General features: G+C 70.5%; 11 protein-coding genes. 7 read left to right on the forward strand and 4 right to left on the reverse strand.

Annotated elements, in window-relative coordinates; genetic code table 11:
• Window positions 1–97: 97 nt before the first annotated feature.
• The 3 genes from AMK22_RS35700 (at window position 98) to AMK22_RS35710 (ending at window position 2,805) form a co-directional block, all read left to right on the forward strand.
• A complete protein-coding gene (locus AMK22_RS35700; RefSeq protein WP_073791783.1) occupies window positions 98–898 on the forward strand; it encodes a ComF family protein in 801 nt (266 codons plus the stop codon).
• A gap of 291 nt (window positions 899–1,189) precedes the next feature.
• Window positions 1,190–1,879 (forward strand): ribosome hibernation-promoting factor, HPF/YfiA family, encoded by a 690-nt coding sequence (gene hpf, locus AMK22_RS35705; RefSeq protein ID WP_073791785.1) that lies wholly within the window; start codon window positions 1,190–1,192, stop codon window positions 1,877–1,879.
• A gap of 185 nt (window positions 1,880–2,064) precedes the next feature.
• Window positions 2,065–2,805 (forward strand): response regulator, encoded by a 741-nt coding sequence (locus AMK22_RS35710; protein ID WP_073791786.1) that lies wholly within the window; start codon window positions 2,065–2,067, stop codon window positions 2,803–2,805.
• A gap of 96 nt (window positions 2,806–2,901) precedes the next feature.
• On the opposite strand, the gene AMK22_RS35715 is transcribed toward AMK22_RS35710, so the two are convergent.
• On the reverse strand, window positions 2,902–4,077 hold the full coding sequence (locus AMK22_RS35715) for a winged helix-turn-helix domain-containing protein (protein WP_073791788.1): 1,176 nt from the start codon (window positions 4,075–4,077) through the stop codon (window positions 2,902–2,904).
• Window positions 4,078–4,222: 145 nt separating this feature from the next.
• Window positions 4,223–4,804, reverse strand: coding sequence for a GNAT family N-acetyltransferase (locus AMK22_RS35720; protein ID WP_073791790.1), 582 nt, complete (start codon window positions 4,802–4,804; stop codon window positions 4,223–4,225).
• A gap of 239 nt (window positions 4,805–5,043) precedes the next feature.
• Here AMK22_RS35720 and secA point away from each other — a divergent pair, with 239 nt between their 5' ends.
• Window positions 5,044–7,863, forward strand: a complete 2,820-nt coding sequence (gene secA / locus AMK22_RS35725) for a preprotein translocase subunit SecA (protein WP_073791791.1) — start codon at window positions 5,044–5,046, stop codon at window positions 7,861–7,863.
• A gap of 290 nt (window positions 7,864–8,153) precedes the next feature.
• Here the strand turns inward: secA and AMK22_RS35730 are convergent, their stop codons facing one another.
• On the reverse strand, window positions 8,154–8,582 hold the full coding sequence (locus AMK22_RS35730; RefSeq protein ID WP_073791793.1) for an Rv3235 family protein: 429 nt from the start codon (window positions 8,580–8,582) through the stop codon (window positions 8,154–8,156).
• A gap of 290 nt (window positions 8,583–8,872) precedes the next feature.
• On the opposite strand from AMK22_RS35730, the gene AMK22_RS35735 reads away from it, so the two are divergent.
• Together AMK22_RS35735 and AMK22_RS35740 are read left to right on the forward strand one after the other, a co-directional pair.
• Window positions 8,873–9,379 (forward strand): DUF6912 family protein, encoded by a 507-nt coding sequence (locus AMK22_RS35735; RefSeq protein ID WP_073791795.1) that lies wholly within the window; start codon window positions 8,873–8,875, stop codon window positions 9,377–9,379.
• Window positions 9,380–9,561: 182 nt separating this feature from the next.
• A complete protein-coding gene (locus AMK22_RS35740; protein WP_073791797.1) occupies window positions 9,562–10,233 on the forward strand; it encodes an HAD family hydrolase in 672 nt (223 codons plus the stop codon).
• Between the two features lie 288 nt (window positions 10,234–10,521).
• On the opposite strand, the gene AMK22_RS35745 is transcribed toward AMK22_RS35740, so the two are convergent.
• Window positions 10,522–11,091 carry a DJ-1/PfpI family protein gene (locus tag AMK22_RS35745; protein WP_073791799.1) on the reverse strand — a complete coding sequence of 190 codons (570 nt, stop codon included), beginning with the start codon at window positions 11,089–11,091 and terminating at the stop codon, window positions 10,522–10,524.
• Window positions 11,092–11,481: 390 nt separating this feature from the next.
• Here AMK22_RS35745 and AMK22_RS35750 point away from each other — a divergent pair, with 390 nt between their 5' ends.
• Window positions 11,482–16,536: an NAD-glutamate dehydrogenase gene (locus AMK22_RS35750; RefSeq protein ID WP_073791800.1), complete on the forward strand. Its 5,055-nt coding sequence runs from the start codon at window positions 11,482–11,484 to the stop codon at window positions 16,534–16,536.
• Window positions 16,537–16,551: the final 15 nt, after the last annotated feature.

Raw genomic sequence — 16,551 nt, forward strand, 5'->3', positions numbered from 1 at the left:
GACCGGGGAGACGTGGCTCGCCGGGGCCGCAGCGCGTCGGCGAGGCGGGTTTTCCACAGGGGTGGCCGGGTGCCGCGGGTGAGTGCACAGTGGATGCATGCGGGGATGGTGGCGGGAGATCTCCGGGCTGGTCCTGCCGGTGTCCTGCGGTGGTTGCGGCAGGCCGCGCACGGAGCTGTGCGAGGAGTGCCGGGCGGTGCTGTACGGCGGGGTGCCGCGCCGGGTGAGGCCGGATCCCGAGCCTGCGGGCCTGCCGGTGGTGCACGCGGCCGCGCCGTACGAGAACGGCGTGCGCGGGGTGCTCCTGGCGCACAAGGAGCGCGGGGCACTGGGCCTTGCAGGGGCGCTCGGCAGGGCACTTGCCGGGGCCGTACGGGCCGGGGCGGAGCGGACGGGGCCAGCAGGGCAGACGGGGAGCGCGGAACCGCTGCTGCTGGTGCCCGTGCCGTCCGCGCGGCGCTCCGTGGCGGCGCGGGGGCATGATCCGACGCGACGGATCGCGCTGGCAGCCGCTGCCGAGCTGCGGCGGAGTGGTGTTCCGGCGCGCGTGGTCCCGGTGCTGCGGCAGCGCCGGGTGGTGGCCGACCAGGCGGGGCTGGGCGCTCGGCAGCGGGAGCGGAATCTCGCGGGGGCGCTGACGGTCGCGGCCGGGGGCGGGCGGCTTCTCGCGACGGGAAGGGTGGTGCTCGTGGACGACCTGATGACGACCGGTGCCTCGCTGGCCGAGGCGGCGCGGGCGATCGGGGCGGAATGCGGATACGGACGGTCCGCACACGGCGGTGGGCGCGCGAGGGCCGCGCACGTAAACGGGCGGGCGGCCGTCGTCGCCGTATCCCCATCGGCCTTCGAAATAAACCGGAACTCTCTCCGAAGCCGCATCGTTGCAGGTAGTGAGTGAGTAAAAAGGCCTGAACGGAGGTACGCGTGAGTAGCGGGTGCCGAGAACCGGCCGGGCAGGCTATGTTCAGTGGTGAGGAATGGTGAATGCCGGACCTCAATGAATGCACCGCCAGGTTTCGGGCAGATAACTCACCGACAGTCCGGAAACGGGAATTCGGTGGGGGCGAGTCCCCACCGCTGGGGGAGGAGGTGGACGTCACCCAGTCCGCGGCTCCGGTCATCACCGGGGCCTGGTGCAAAAGGGAGATGCTCCGCCGCTGAGCGGAGCGATCCGGGAACGGAGTTCTGCGTGGACATCGTCGTCAAGGGCCGCAAGACCGAGGTGCCCGAGCGGTTCCGCAAGCACGTGGCCGAGAAGCTGAAGCTGGACAAGATCCAGAAGTTCGACGGCAAGGTGATCAGCCTCGACGTCGAGGTGTCCAAGGAGCCGAATCCCCGTCAGGCCGACCGTTCCGACCGGGTGGAGATCACGCTCCGGTCCCGTGGTCCGGTCATCCGGGCGGAAGCTGCGGCCGGCGACCCGTACGCGGCGCTGGACCTGGCCACAGGCAAGCTGGAGGCGCGGCTGCGCAAGCAGCACGACAAGCGCTACAGCCGCCGGGGCAACGGCCGGATTCCCGCTGCCGAGGTGGCCGAGGCCGTGCCGAACGCCGCGTCGTTCAACGGCGAGGGCGAGCTGGTCCCCGGCGAGACGGCTCCGTCCGTACCGACGACCCGATTCGGTTCCCTGGAGGTCCAGGGCGAAGGACCGCTGGTGATGCGTGAGAAGACGCACGTCGCCGCACCGATGTCGCTCGACCAGGCGCTCTACGAGATGGAGTTGGTCGGGCACGACTTCTATCTGTTCGTCGACTCCGAGACGAAGGAACCCAGCGTCGTCTACCGACGACACGCCTATGACTACGGTGTCATCCACCTGAGGACCGATCCGCTCGCGGCCGACGGGGCGAGCGGCGCGGGCGGTGCGCTCGGCGGCTGACGTCACCCCTCCACGGTGCCCCTGGAGCGTCTGTGCGCCCCCAGGGGCACATGTGTGCGGTCGGCGGGGTCACCGCTCGGACGTCCAGGCATGAAATCATGTCGTCCCAAGCCAACGGCTGTTCGGAGAGCCGCTGTTGGCGGACAGTTGTGAACTTCAGGCCATGGCCTTCAGGGGGAGGAACGATGGCGGACGCCTTCGGGCCCGTGCGCGATGCGCATCACGCCGACGACGCCGGTGCGGACGCGACCAGCGGTTCCCGCAAGGAGCCGATCAGGGTCCTCGTTGTGGACGACCACGCGCTCTTCCGCAGAGGTCTGGAGATCGTCCTCGCCCAGGAGGAGGACATCCAGGTCGTGGGCGAGGCGGGTGACGGCGCGGAGGCGGTCGACAAGGCGGCCGACCTGCTGCCCGACATCGTGCTGATGGACGTGCGGATGCCCCGGCGCGGTGGCATCGAGGCATGTACGTCGATCAAGGAGGTGGCACCCAGCGCGAAGATCATCATGCTGACGATCAGCGACGAGGAGGCCGACCTCTACGACGCGATCAAGGCGGGCGCCACCGGTTACCTCCTCAAGGAGATCTCCACGGACGAGGTGGCCACGGCGATTCGCGCGGTCGCCGACGGCCAGTCCCAGATCAGCCCGTCCATGGCGTCGAAACTGCTCACCGAGTTCAAGTCGATGATCCAGCGGACCGACGAGCGCAGGCTGGTGCCCGCGCCGCGGCTCACCGACCGGGAACTCGAAGTGCTGAAGCTCGTCGCCACCGGCATGAACAATCGCGATATCGCGAAGGAACTGTTCATTTCCGAGAACACAGTGAAGAACCATGTCCGCAACATCCTGGAGAAGCTGCAGCTGCACTCCAGGATGGAGGCCGTGGTCTATGCCATGCGGGAGAAGATCCTGGAGATCAGGTGACCGGTCCGGCGACGCGACGGGCGGGGTGACGGCAGCGGATCCGTCGGCGCCCCGACCCGACGACGCCGAACCCCTCGGCGGGGCGGGGTGGCGCGCTCACGCCAGGGCGCGGGCGACCTCCTGGGCGAGCGGTCCGCGCAGTTCCGGGGCATCGACCCGCTCCAGCCGGACGGCCGAGCAGCCGACCCAGGACGCGGCCTCCGCCAGCGCCTCGGCCATCGGCACCACCGCCTTGCGGCCCTCCAGGGACACCTGACGTGCGACCAGTGTGCTGCCTTCACGCGCGGGGTCCACGCGGCCCAGCAGCCTTCCGCCCGCCAGCAGCGGCATCGCGAAATAGCCGTGTATCCGCTTGGCCCTGGGGACGTACGCCTCCAGGCGGTGCGTGAAGCCGAAAAGTCGCTCGGTGCGCGCCCGCTCCCAGATCAGCGAGTCGAACGGCGACAGCAAGGTCGTGCGGTGCCGTCCGCGCGGCTCCGAGGCCAGCGCCGCAGGGTCGGCCCAGGCGGGCTTCGCCCAGCCCCGTACCGTCACCGGCACCAGGCCGGAGTCCGCCACGACCGCGTCGAACTGCTCACCCTTGAGCCGGTGGTAGTCCGCGATGTCGGCGCGGGTGCCGACTCCCAGGGACTGCCCCGCGAGCGCCACCAGTCGGCGCAGGCACTCCGCGTCGTCCAGGTCGTCGTGCAGAACGGCATCGGGCAGGGCCCGCTCGGCGAGGTCGTACACCCGCTTCCAGCCGCGGCGTTCGGTGCACACCACCTCGCCGTACATCAGGGCGCGCTCGACGGAGACCTTCGACTCCGACCAGTCCCACCACTCGCCGCCGTTCTTCGCGCCGCCCAGCTCCGTGGCCGTCAGCGGGCCCTCGGCGCGCAGCTGCTTGATCACCGTCTCGTACGCGCCGTCGGGCAGGTCGTGGTGCCAGTGGGGGCGGGAGCGGTAGGCGCGGCGGCGGAACGCGAAGTGCGGCCACTCCTCGACCGGGAGGATGCAGGCCGCGTGCGACCAGTACTCGAAGGTGCGGCCGCCCGACCAGTACGCCTGCTCGATCGCGGGCCGGCCGACCGCGCCGAGGCGCGCGTACGGAATCAGCTCGTGCGAACGCGCGAGCACCGAGATCGTGTCGAGCTGCACGGCGCCGAGGTGCCGCAGCACTCCCGGGACCCCGGCCCTGCGGTTCGGGGCGCCCAGGAAGCCCTGGGCGCGCAGGGCTATCCTGCGCGCCTGGTCGGCGGAGAGTTCGACGGCGGGAGGCGGCACGAGCGTCATGTCCCGCACCTTAGAGGCAGGCACTGACAACGGGCCGCCGAGCCGGTGGACCGGGAGCGGATCCTCCGGTTCCGTGGCGGGCGGGTGCGGAACGACGGACGGGTACGGAGCGAAGGGGCGGAGGCGGACCGGTGTGCCGGACGCCTCAGGCGGTCGCGGTCGTGGGCAGATAGGTCCGGTTGCCCGGCAGGCCCAGATCGGACGGGAGCAGCGCGCCGACCCAGGCGTCGCGCCGCACCCCTTTGTTGAGCAGGCCGGACCGCTGCTCGCCCTCCAGTCGGAAGCCGGTCCGCAGCGCCACGGCGCGCGAGGCGACGTTGCCGACCTCGGCCCGCCACTCCAGCCGGTCACCGCCGAGCGAGGCGAAGGTCCAGCGGGCGGCGGACAGCACCGCCTCCGCCGTGTATCCGCGGCCCCGGTGTTCCTTCGCGGTCCAGAACCCCACCTCGTACGTGTCCGGCAGGTTGCGGCGCGTGATGCCGAGGGCGCCCGTCAGGGCCCCGCCCTCGCGCAGCACCACCGCGAAGTTGTACATGGAGTCGTCGCGCCAGCCGCCCGGGCACAGCTCCCGCACGAAGAACTCCGCGTCGCTGCGGCCGTAGGGGGAGGGCACGACCGTCCAGCGCTGGATGTCCGGGTCCTGACAGGCCGCGTGGATCCCGTCGGCGTCGCCGTCGGCGAAGGGGCGCAGCAGAAGACGTTTGGTGGTGAGGGTCATCGGCTCCATGCACGGATTGTGGTGAGACGGTGGCCCGGATGCGAACACTTTTCGGACTTCCCGGCACCTTCGGACCCTCCCGTCCGTTGACAGACAGGGGGACGGCGCAGGCGACGCGGCGGCAGCCCTCCCGGCGTGACGGGGTCCTCGCTTACGATGGCCGTTGCGGTGGGGCCCGCCTGCCGTGCCCGCGCCAGCGTCCACACCCGACCCAGTGCCAGGCCCGACCGGCAAGGAGACCAGCCTCAGTGTCCGTCTTCAACAAGCTCATGCGTGCAGGCGAAGGCAAGATCCTGCGCAAACTGCACCGCATCGCGGACCAGGTCAGCTCCATCGAAGAGGACTTCATCAACCTCTCCGACGCCGAGCTGCGGGCGCTCACCGACGAGTACAAGGAACGGTACGCGGACGGCGAGAGCCTGGACGACCTGCTTCCCGAAGCGTTCGCGACTGTCCGTGAGGCCGCCAAGCGAGTCCTCGGACAGCGCCACTACGATGTCCAGATCATGGGCGGCGCGGCCCTGCACCTCGGCTATGTAGCCGAGATGAAGACCGGCGAGGGCAAGACCCTGGTCGGCACCCTGCCCACGTACCTCAACGCGCTGTCCGGCAAGGGCGTGCACCTGATCACGGTCAACGACTACCTGGCCGAGCGCGACTCCGAGCTGATGGGGCGGGTCCACAAGTTCCTCGGCCTGACCGTCGGCTGCATCATCGCCAACATGACGCCGGCCCAGCGCCGTGAGCAGTACGCCTGCGACATCACCTACGGCACGAACAACGAGTTCGGCTTCGACTACCTCCGCGACAACATGGCCTGGTCCGCCGACGAGCTCGTACAGCGCGGCCACAACTTCGCCGTGGTCGACGAGGTCGACTCGATCCTCGTCGACGAGGCCCGTACGCCGCTGATCATCTCCGGCCCGGCCGACCAGGCCACCAAGTGGTACGGGGACTTCGCCAAGCTGGTCACGCGCCTGACCAAGGGCGAGGCGGGCAACCCGCTCAAGGGCATCGAGGAGACCGGCGACTACGAGGTCGACGAGAAGAAGCGGACCGTCGCCATCCATGAGTCCGGCGTCGCGAAGGTCGAGGACTGGCTCGGCATCGAGAACCTCTACGAGTCGGTGAACACCCCTCTCGTCGGGTACCTCAACAACGCCATCAAGGCCAAGGAACTCTTCAAGAAGGACAAGGACTACGTCGTCATCGACGGCGAGGTCATGATCGTCGACGAGCACACCGGCCGTATCCTCGCCGGCCGCCGCTACAACGAGGGCATGCACCAGGCGATCGAGGCGAAGGAGGGGGTGGACATCAAGGACGAGAACCAGACGCTCGCCACGATCACCCTGCAGAACTTCTTCCGCCTCTACGGCAAGCTCTCCGGCATGACCGGTACGGCGATGACCGAGGCCGCCGAATTCCACCAGATCTACAAGCTGGGCGTCGTCCCGATCCCGACGAACCGGCCGATGCAGCGCGTCGACCAGTCGGACCTCATCTACCGGACCGAGGTCGCGAAGTTCGCGGCGGTCGTCGACGACATCGTCGACAAGCACGAGAAGGGCCAGCCGATCCTCGTCGGTACGACGTCGGTCGAGAAGTCCGAGTACCTCTCGCAGCAGCTGTCCAAGCGCGGCGTCCAGCACGAGGTCCTCAACGCCAAGCAGCACGACCGCGAGGCGCTGATCGTCGCCCAGGCCGGCCGCAAGGGCGCCGTCACGGTCGCCACGAACATGGCCGGACGAGGCACCGACATCAAGCTTGGCGGCAACCCCGACGACCTCGCCGAGGCCGAGCTGCGCCAGCGCGGCCTCGACCCCGGCGAGCACGTCGAGGAGTGGGCGGCGGCGCTGCCCGCCGCGCTGGAGCGGGCCGAGCAGGCCGTCAAGGCGGAGTTCGAAGAGGTCAAGTCGCTCGGTGGGCTCTACGTCCTGGGCACCGAACGGCACGAGTCGCGGCGTATCGACAACCAGCTGCGTGGTCGTTCCGGCCGTCAGGGCGACCCGGGCGAGTCCCGCTTCTACCTGTCGCTCGGCGACGACCTGATGCGGCTGTTCAAGGCGCAGATGGTCGAGCGCGTCATGTCGATGGCCAACGTGCCGGACAACGTGCCGATCGAGAACAAGATGGTGACGCGGGCGATCGCGTCGGCCCAGTCGCAGGTCGAGCAGCAGAACTTCGAGACGCGCAAGAACGTCCTGAAGTACGACGAGGTGCTCAACCGGCAGCGCGAGGTCATCTACGGCGAGCGCCGCCGGGTCCTGGAGGGCGAGGACCTGCAGGACCAGATCCGTCACTTCATGGACGACACGATCGACGACTACATCCGCCAGGAGACCGCCGAGGGCTTCGCCGAGGAGTGGGACCTGGACCGGCTGTGGGGCGCGTTCAAGCAGCTCTACCCGGTGAAGGTCACCGTCGAGGACCTGGAGGACGCGGTCGGCGACCGGGCCGGGATCACCGCCGAGTTCATCGGCGAGTCCATCAAGGACGACATCCACGAGCAGTACGACGCGCGTGAGAAGCAGTTGGGCTCGGACATCATGCGTGAGCTGGAGCGGCGTGTCGTGCTGTCCGTCCTGGACCGCAAGTGGCGTGAGCACCTCTACGAGATGGACTACCTCCAGGAGGGCATCGGCCTGCGCGCCATGGCGCAGAAGGACCCGCTGGTCGAGTACCAGCGCGAGGGCTTCGACATGTTCAACGCCATGATGGAGGGCATCAAGGAGGAGTCCGTCGGCTACCTGTTCAACCTGGAGGTCCAGGTCGAGCAGCACGTCGAGGAGGTTCCGGTGCAGGACGAGGCCGAGCGCACCTCGCTCGCCAAGGAGGACCTCGTGCCCGCGGCGCGTCCGGAGATCCGGGCCAAGGGGCTCGACGCCCCGCAGCGCCCGGACCGCCTGCACTTCTCCGCCCCCACGGTGGACGGCGAGGGCGGGGTCGTCGAGGGTGACTTCTCCAACGGTGGCGGCGCCGCCGCGCCCGCCCCGGACGGGATGACCCGTGCGGAGCGGCGCAAGGCGCAGAAGAGCGGTGGAGGCGGGCGCCGCCGGAAGAAGTGACGCCGGGCCCGTCGACGTACGGGCGATGGCGGCCGTATTTCGGTGTGGCCGGGGCCGGGCACTCCTCGCGGGTGTCCGGCCCCGCCGCGTTCCCGGCCGGTCGCGCGGGGCCCCGGGGCCGTCCCGGAGCCGCTCCGGCGGTGCCACCGGGGCGTGACGTCTGGGCGCGCCCCCGACGGGCCGGAGTGTGTGTCCCCCGGTCCCGGGCGTGGCTTCCAGGTGTTCCCCGAGGGTGCGTCCCGCCGTCCTGGACGCGGCTTCCGGGGCACGGGGAAGCATCGGCGCGGTCTTCATCGGGGCGTGGCCGCAGGCCGGCATTCGTCGCCCATCTCCACCGCCGCGCAGCGCCAGCGGAGGTCCTTTCCCTGCTCCAGGCGGAAGGCGATGGCCCGTACCCGCCCGCCCGCCGCGATGCTCGCGCACGCCTCCACCACACCCGGAACGGGCTGGGCGCCGTGGCACATACGGATCACGGGGCGGGCGCCACGGGCCCTGAGCGGGCTGCGCGGGGCCAGTTCGGCCAGTTGGTCGTACGCCTCGCCGATGGTGTGCCCGAGCATCCAGTGCACCGGGCGCTGGCCGCTGAGAACGGCGAGGAGGCGCTCGGCGAACCAGTGATGGGGCCGGACACGCCGCGGAGCCCTCGTGCGCTGCGGAGGGACGGTTTCAGGCCTGCACCGGTCGTGGCGTCCGGCGGGCCGGGTCCTGTTCGTGCTCAACGCGCATTGCCCCCGTGCTTCAAGGCCCGGGCTGATACCGGGCGGTAACTTCCGATGGGGACCTTCTACGGTGACGGCGAGACGCCCGCAAGCACCGGTGTGGCGTTGGACACGGTCGGGGTGAATCACCTATCCGGGTGATGAGGGCGGTGGTGCGCGGGGTGTGCGGCGGGCCGGGGGAGGGTGAGGGGCGGTTGCCGGGTGGACGGGGGCGGGCCCGGTGCGCGTAGCCCCAAAGGGGGACGTCGCACGTATCCTGAGGGCGATTCCGACTACGAAAGCGGCCAGCCATGCGCGTGTACGTCCCCCTGACCCTTTCCGGTCTCGCAGCGGCGCACCGGGCGGGGGAGATCGGTCCCGGCCCGCTGACCGCCTACGCCGTGACCCCCGGACTGCGCGAGTGGTACGTGTCCGATGACATCGAGGAGCTGGAGTACGCGGCGCTCAACCGGGCTGCCGCCGCCTCGCTGCGGATGATCGCCGGGGACCCCGACGCCGTACGCCGGAGGGTCGTCGTCGCCGTCGACGTAACGGATGGTGCGGCCGTCGCCGACCCGGACCGCAGCCTCGACGCCGCGTCGCTCGGAGAGGTGCGCATCGCGTCTCCCGTGTCCTTGACCGTGGCGGCGGCGGTGCACGTCGACGCGGACGACGCCGAGAAGGACGTCAGCGCCGCCGCGGCCGCGCTGGGTGCGGCGGACCTCGGTGACGACGACGCGCAGTTCGTCGTGGACGGTGCCGAGGACCACGAACTGCTGTGGTTCGGCGTCCAGGAGATCCCGAACCTGATCGGCTGAGAACGCGGGCCCGGAGCGGTGTCCGGGAACGAAAGAGGCCGGGAGCAGCTTCCGCGAAGAGCGAACGGCGGAGGCCGGGAAACCGGGGTCGGGCGCGGCGCGGGACGCCTCATGCGTCCCATCCGCCCCGGTCACGGCCGCTCCCGCACGGACTGTCGGACCCGCGCGCTACTTTCTACGGCATGGGGACGCACGGAAAGCACCGCACGCATCTGGTCTGGGACTGGAACGGCACTCTGCTCGACGACAACGCGGCGGTCGTCGGGGCGACGAACGCCGCCTTCGGCGAGGTCGGGCTGGCGCCGATCACGCTGGAGCAGTACCGCGAGATGTACTGCGTCCCGATTCCGCGCTTCTACGAGCGGCTGATGGGGCGGCTCCCCACGGACGCCGAGTGGGAGCGGATGGATGTGATCTTCCACGAGTACTACGCCGAACGGCGCGCCGCCTGCGGGCTCACCGAGGGCGCCGCGGACCTGCTCTCGCAGTGGCAGCTGACCGGCGGGAGCCAGTCGCTGCTGAGCATGTACGGCCATGAGCACCTGGTCCCGGTGGTGCGGGGGTACGGCATCGAGCGGCACTTCCTGCGGGTCGACGGGCGCACCGGCCCGTCCGGCGGCAGCAAGGCGCGGCACATGGAACGGCACATCGCCGCGTTGGACGGCATATCCCCCGAGTACATGGTCGTCATCGGCGATGCCGTGGACGACGCCGTGGCCGCGGCGCACGTCGGCGCGAAGGCCGTGCTCTACACCGGGGGGTCGCACAGCAGGGCCAGCCTGGAGGCGGCAGGGGTGCCGGTGGTGGACAGTCTGGCGGAGGCCGCCGACCTGGCCACGAGAATCACCGGGTGAGACCACCGGGGTGACGCGAAGGGCCTGAGGGCGACCGGATGAACCGGGTGACATGACGGGCGGCACGGACGCGGGCGTCCCGGGTCTCCCGTGCGCCCCGAGCCTCCTGTGCGTTCGTACGTGCCGCGCGTCCTGTGCGTCCCGCATGTGCCGCGCGTTCCGCCGGCCTGTTGCCGGGAGCGTCGTCCCGGCCGGTCGCCGGGCCCCGGTGCTCGGCCGACCGCCGCGGCCCCGGTGCTCGGCAGGCCACCACGGTCCGCGTCCGGTCGGCCGCCGGGGCCCTTGGGCTCAGGCCGTCACCGGCGCCTTCGCGCGGAGCACCTTCAGGAATTCGCGCATCCACGCCGAATGGTCCGGCCAGGCACGGGACGAGATCAGCGTGCCGTCCACCACGGCCTCGTGGTCCTCGAAGGTGGCGCCCGCCGCCTGCATGTCCAGTTCCAGCGCGGGGTAGGCGGTGACGCGCCGACCGGCCAGCGCGCCGACCGCCGCCGTCATCAGCGGGCCGTGGCAGATCTGGGCGACGGGCCGGTCCGAGTCGAAGAACGCCTTGAGGATCTTGCGCAGCTCCGGGTCGTTGCGAAGATACTCGGGAGCCCGCCCGCCCGGCACGACCAGCGCCACGTAGTCCGCCGGAGCGACCTCGGAGAAGGCCAGGTCGGCGGGCCAGGTGTACCCGGGCTTCTCCGTGTACGTGTCGAAGCCGGGCTCGAAGTCGTGGACCACGAAGCGGAGCGTCTTGCGGGCGGGGGCGGCGATGTGGACGTCGTAGCCCTCCTCGCGCAGCCGCTGGTACGGATAGAGGACCTCCAGCGACTCGGCGGCGTCGCCGGTGACGATCAGGATCTTCGGTGCCATGGCGGGGCTCCCACGGGTCGTCGGCCTGTTCCGTCTACCAGAGTGCGGCAACACGGGGCGACGCGCTGTCCAGAGTGTCAAACTTCCCGACCATCTTTTGTACACATGCGGCTCATGACGGCTATGGGGGCGGGCGAGATAGCCTGGACCCCGTGATCAGCGCGATATGCCTCGGGGGCAGCGGAGCCCCCGATCTGCGCCCGGAGTGCCTCAGCACCCGGGCCATGCCTGATCCTCTCCACCCGGGCCGACGGTCAAGAATTACCGATACCGCCCCGGACACCCCTCATGGCGGCATACCGTCGACTCAGACCGGAAAACCCGTGTCGTGGCGGTACGTCGCTGTTTACACCTACGTCACGCAACGGCGCGCGACAGGAGCCAGAGGACATGCAGACCAAGCTGGACGAAGCCAAGGCCGAGCTGCTCGCACGGGCCGCCAAGGTAGCTGAGCACAGCCCGGGCGGTGGTGTCGGTGGCCCGGGTGGTGCCCCGCAGGCGGGCGCCGGGGCCGACGGCAACGGGACGGGACAGGAGCGTCCCGGACAGGACACGATCCTCGCGTACCTCCAGCGTTACTACCTGCACACCGCTCCGGAGGACATCAGCGGCCGCGACCCCGTCGACGTGTTCGGCGCCGCCGCCTCCCACTACCGGCTCGCGGAGGTCCGCCCGCAGGGCACGGCGAACGTCCGGGTGCACACCCCGACCGTCGAGGAGAACGGCTGGACGTCCAGCCACTCCGTCGTCGAGGTCGTCACCGACGACATGCCGTTCCTGGTCGACTCCGTCACCAACGAACTGTCCCGCCAGGGCCGCGGCATCCACGTCGTGATCCACCCGCAGGTCGTCGTGCGCCGTGACGTCACCGGCAAGCTCATCGAGGTCCTCTCCGAGGGCAACGGCCTCCAGGCGACCCCGCAGGGCCGGAAGGACGCCAAGCCGGCCAAGGGAGCCAAGGCGGCGAAGGGCACCGGCGCCAAGGGGGCCAAGGGCACCGAGCTGCCGCACGACGCGCTCGTCGAGTCCTGGATCCACGTCGAGATCGACCGCGAGACCGACCGCTCCGACCTCCAGCAGATCGCCGCCGACCTGCTGCGGGTGCTGTCCGACGTTCGGGAGGCCGTCGAGGACTGGGAGAAGATGCGCGACGCCGCGCTCCGCATCGCCGACGACCTGCCCGCCGAGCCGCTGGACGACCTCGCCGACGAGGAGGTCAACGAGGCCAGGGAGCTGCTGCGCTGGCTCGCCGCCGACCACTTCACCTTCCTCGGCTACCGCGAGTACGAGCTCAAGGAGACCGACGCGCTGGCCGCCGTGCCCGGCACCGGCCTCGGCATCCTGCGCTCCGACCCGCACCACAGCGTCGACGAGGCCCACCCCGTCAGCCCGTCCTTCGACCGGCTGCCCGCCGACGTCAGGGCCAAGGCCCGCGAGCGCAGGCTCCTCGTCCTCACCAAGGCCAACAGCCGGGCGACCGTGCACCGCCCCAGCTACCTCGACTACGTCGGCGTGAAGAAGTTCGACGCCGACGGCAATGTCATCGGGGAGCGCCGCTTCCTCGGCCTGTTCTCGTCCGCCGCCTACACCGAGTCCGTGCGCCGGGTGCCCGTCATCCGCCGCAAGGTCGCCGAGGTGCTGGACGGCGCGGGCTTCTCGCCCAACAGCCACGACGGCCGCGACCTGCTCCAGATCCTGGAGACGTACCCGCGCGACGACCTGTTCCAGACGCCCGTCGACCAGCTGCGTTCCGTCGTCACCTCCGTGCTGTACCTCCAGGAGCGCCGCCGGCTGCGGCTCTACCTGCGCCAGGACGAGTACGGGCGCTACTACTCCGCGATCGTCTACCTGCCGCGCGACCGCTACACCACCGGCGTACGCCTGCGCCTGATCGACATCCTCAAGGAGGAGCTGGGCGGCACCAGCGTCGACTTCACCGCCTGGAACACCGAGTCGATCCTCTCCCGGCTGCACTTCGTGGTCCGGGTCGCGCCCGGCACCGAGCTGCCCGACCTCACGGACGCCGAGGCCGACCGCATCGAGGCCCGGCTCGTCGAGGCCGCCCGCTCCTGGGCCGACGGCTTCCAGGAGGCCCTCACCGCCGAGTGCGGCGAGGAGCGCGCCGCCGAGCTGATGCGCCAGTACGGCCGCGCCTTCGCCGAGGGCTACAAGGCCGACCACTCGCCGCGCGCCGCGGTGGCCGACCTCGTCCACCTCGAAGCGCTCAAGAAGGACGAGAAGGACTTCGCCCTCAGCCTGTACGAGCCGGTCGGTGCCGCCCCGGGCGAGCGCCGGTTCAAGATCTACCGGACCGGCGAGCAGGTCTCCCTGTCCGCCGTCCTCCCCGCCCTGCAACGGCTCGGTGTCGAGGTCGTCGACGAGCGCCCGTACGAGCTGCGCTGCGCGGACCGCACCCACGCGTGGATCTACGACTTCGGTCTGCGGATGCCGCAGACCAACGGCACCGGCGCCTACCTCGCCGACGACGCCCGCGACCGGTTCCAGAACGCCTTCGCCGCCGTGTGGACCGGCGCGGCCGAGAACGACGGCTTCAACGCGCTGGTGCTGGGCGCCGGGCTGACCTGGCGCCAGGCGATGGTGCTGCGCGCCTACGCGAAGTACCTGCGGCAGGCCGGTTCGACCTTCAGCCAGGACTACATGGAGAGCACTCTCCGCAACAACGTCCACACCACCCGGCTGCTGGTCTCCCTCTTCGAGGCCCGGATGTCCCCGGAGCGGCAGAGTGCCGGCACCGAGCTGACCGACGGACTTCTGGAGGAGCTGGACGGGGCCCTGGACCAGGTCGCCTCGCTCGACGAGGACCGGATCCTGCGGTCCTTCCTCAGCGTCATCAAGGCCACCCTGCGCACCAACTTCTTCCAGACGGGGGCCGACGGCGAGCCGCACGGTTACGTCTCGATGAAGTTCGACCCGCAGTCCATCCCGGACCTGCCCGCGCCCCGTCCGGCGTTCGAGATCTGGGTCTACTCGCCGCGCGTCGAGGGCGTGCACCTGCGCTTCGGCAAGGTCGCCCGAGGCGGTCTGCGCTGGTCGGACCGGCGGGAGGACTTCCGCACGGAGATCCTCGGCCTGGTCAAGGCGCAGATGGTGAAGAACACCGTCATCGTGCCGGTCGGTGCCAAGGGCGGCTTCGTCGCCAAGCGGCTCCCGGACCCGGCCGTCGACCGTGACGCCTGGATGGCCGAGGGCATCGCCTCGTACCGCACGTTCATCTCGGCGCTGCTCGACATCACCGACAACATGGTGGCCGGCGAGGTCGTGCCGCCCGAGGGCGTCGTCCGGCACGACGAGGACGACACCTACCTGGTCGTCGCCGCCGACAAGGGCACCGCGAAGTTCTCCGACATCGCCAACGAGGTCGCCGTCGGATACGGCTTCTGGCTCGGCGACGCGTTCGCCTCCGGGGGCTCCGCCGGTTACGACCACAAGGGCATGGGCATCACCGCCCGGGGCGCCTGGGAGTCCGTCAAGCGGCACTTCCGCGAGCTCGGCCACGACACCCAGACCCAGGACTTCACGGTCGTCGGTGTCGGTGACATGTCGGGTGACGTGTTCGGCAACGGCATGCTGCTCTCCGAGCACATCCGCCTCGTCGCCGCCTTCGACCACCGGCACATCTTCATCGACCCGGCGCCGGACGCCGCCGCCTCGTACGCCGAGCGGCGCCGCCTCTTCGACCTGCCGCGCAGCTCCTGGGCCGACTACGACAAGAAGCTGCTCTCCGCGGGCGGCGGCGTGCACTCGCGCACCGCCAAGTCCATCCCGGTCAACGCGCACATGCGCGAGGTGCTGGGCATCGAGCCGGGCATCACCAAGATGACGCCCGCCGAGCTGATGCAGACCATCCTCAAGGCCCCCGTGGACCTGGTGTGGAACGGCGGCATCGGCACGTACATCAAGTCCTCCGCCGAATCGAACGCCGATGTCGGCGACAAGGGCAACGACGCGATCCGGGTCGACGGCCGGGACCTGCGGGCCAAGGTCGTCGGCGAGGGCGGCAACCTCGGCGCCACCCAGCTCGGCCGGATCGAGTTCGCCCACGGCGGCGGCAGGATCAACACCGACGCGATCGACAACAGCGCCGGTGTGGACACCTCCGACCACGAGGTGAACATCAAGATCCTGCTCAACGGTCTCGTCCGCGACGGCGACATGACCGTCAAGCAGCGCAACAAGCTGCTCGCGGAGATGACCGACGAGATCGGCCGCCTGGTGCTGCGCAACAACTACGCGCAGAATGTGGCGCTCGCCAACGCCACCGCCCAGTCGGCGTCCCTGCTCCACGCCCACCAGCGCTTCATGCGCCGGCTGGGCCGCGACGGGGACCTGGACCGCGGGCTGGAGTTCCTGCCCAGCGACCGGCAGATCCGCGAGCTGCTGAACGGCGGCAAGGGGCTGACCCAGCCGGAGCTGGCCGTGCTGCTCGCCTACACCAAGATCACGGCGGCCCGGGACCTCATCCGGACCAGCCTGCCGGACGACCCGCACCTCCAGAAGCTGCTGCACGCCTACTTCCCGCACCAGCTGCGCGAGCAGTTCACCGAGGCGGTCGACGGGCACGCGCTGCGCCGCGAGATCATCACCACGGTCCTGGTCAACGACACCGTCAACAGCGGCGGTTCGAGCTTCCTGCACCGGTTCCGGGAAGAGACCGGCGCGTCCATCGAGGAGATCGTGCGGGCGCAGTTCGCGGCCCGTGAGATCTTCGGGCTCGGCCAGGTGTGGGACGCCGTCGAGGCGCTCGACAACGAGGTCGCCGCCGATGTCCAGACCCGGATCCGGCTGCACTCGCGCCGGCTCGTCGAGCGCGGTACGCGCTGGCTGCTCGGCAACCGGCCGCAGCCGCTGGCGATCGCCGAGACGATCGACTTCTTCAGGGCGGGCGTCGAGCAGGTCTGGGCCGAGCTGCCGAAGGTGCTCCAGGGCGCCGACCTCGACTGGTACCAGTCGATCCTGGACGAGCTGACCGAGGCGGGCGTCCCGGGCGAGCTGGCCCAGCGGGTCGCCGGATTCTCCTCCGCCTTCCCGGCGCTGGACGTCGTGGCGATCGCGGAGCGCACCGGCAAGGAGCCGCTCGCCGTCGCCGAGGTGTACTACGACCTCGCCCACCGGCTCGGCATCACCCAGCTGATGGACCGGATCATCGAGCTGCCGCGGGCCGACCGCTGGCAGTCCATGGCCCGTGCCTCCATCCGCGAGGACCTGTACGCGGCGCACGCCGCGCTCACCGCGGACGTGCTGTCCGTGGGCAACGGGGGCTCGACGCCCCCGGAGCGGTTCGAGGCGTGGGAGGAGAAGAACGCGGCGATCCTCACCCGGTCGCGTGCCACCCTGGAGGAGATCCGGGGCTCGGACGCGTTCGACCTCGCGAACCTGTCGGTGGCCATGCGGACCATGCGGACGCTGCTGCGCACGCACGGCTAGTGCCGTGACCGGCAA

It is taken from the genome of Streptomyces sp. CB01580 (assembly GCF_001905795.1).
In the GTDB taxonomy this organism is placed as follows: Bacteria; Actinomycetota; Actinomycetes; order Streptomycetales; family Streptomycetaceae; genus Streptomyces.

Excerpts from the sequence above, each read along its gene's own strand:
- AMK22_RS35710 (WP_073791786.1), top strand. The coding sequence starts at position 2,065 with ATGGCGGACGCCTTCGGGCCCGTGCGCGATGCGCATCACGCCGACGAC.
- AMK22_RS35745 (WP_073791799.1), bottom strand. The coding sequence starts at position 11,091 with ATGGCACCGAAGATCCTGATCGTCACCGGCGACGCCGCCGAGTCGCTG.
- AMK22_RS35715 (WP_073791788.1), bottom strand. The coding sequence starts at position 4,077 with ATGACGCTCGTGCCGCCTCCCGCCGTCGAACTCTCCGCCGACCAGGCG.
- AMK22_RS35735 (WP_073791795.1), top strand. The coding sequence starts at position 8,873 with ATGCGCGTGTACGTCCCCCTGACCCTTTCCGGTCTCGCAGCGGCGCAC.
- AMK22_RS35740 (WP_073791797.1), top strand. The coding sequence starts at position 9,562 with ATGGGGACGCACGGAAAGCACCGCACGCATCTGGTCTGGGACTGGAAC.
- AMK22_RS35750 (WP_073791800.1), top strand. The coding sequence starts at position 11,482 with ATGCAGACCAAGCTGGACGAAGCCAAGGCCGAGCTGCTCGCACGGGCC.
- AMK22_RS35700 (WP_073791783.1), top strand. The coding sequence starts at position 98 with ATGCGGGGATGGTGGCGGGAGATCTCCGGGCTGGTCCTGCCGGTGTCC.
- AMK22_RS35720 (WP_073791790.1), bottom strand. The coding sequence starts at position 4,804 with ATGGAGCCGATGACCCTCACCACCAAACGTCTTCTGCTGCGCCCCTTC.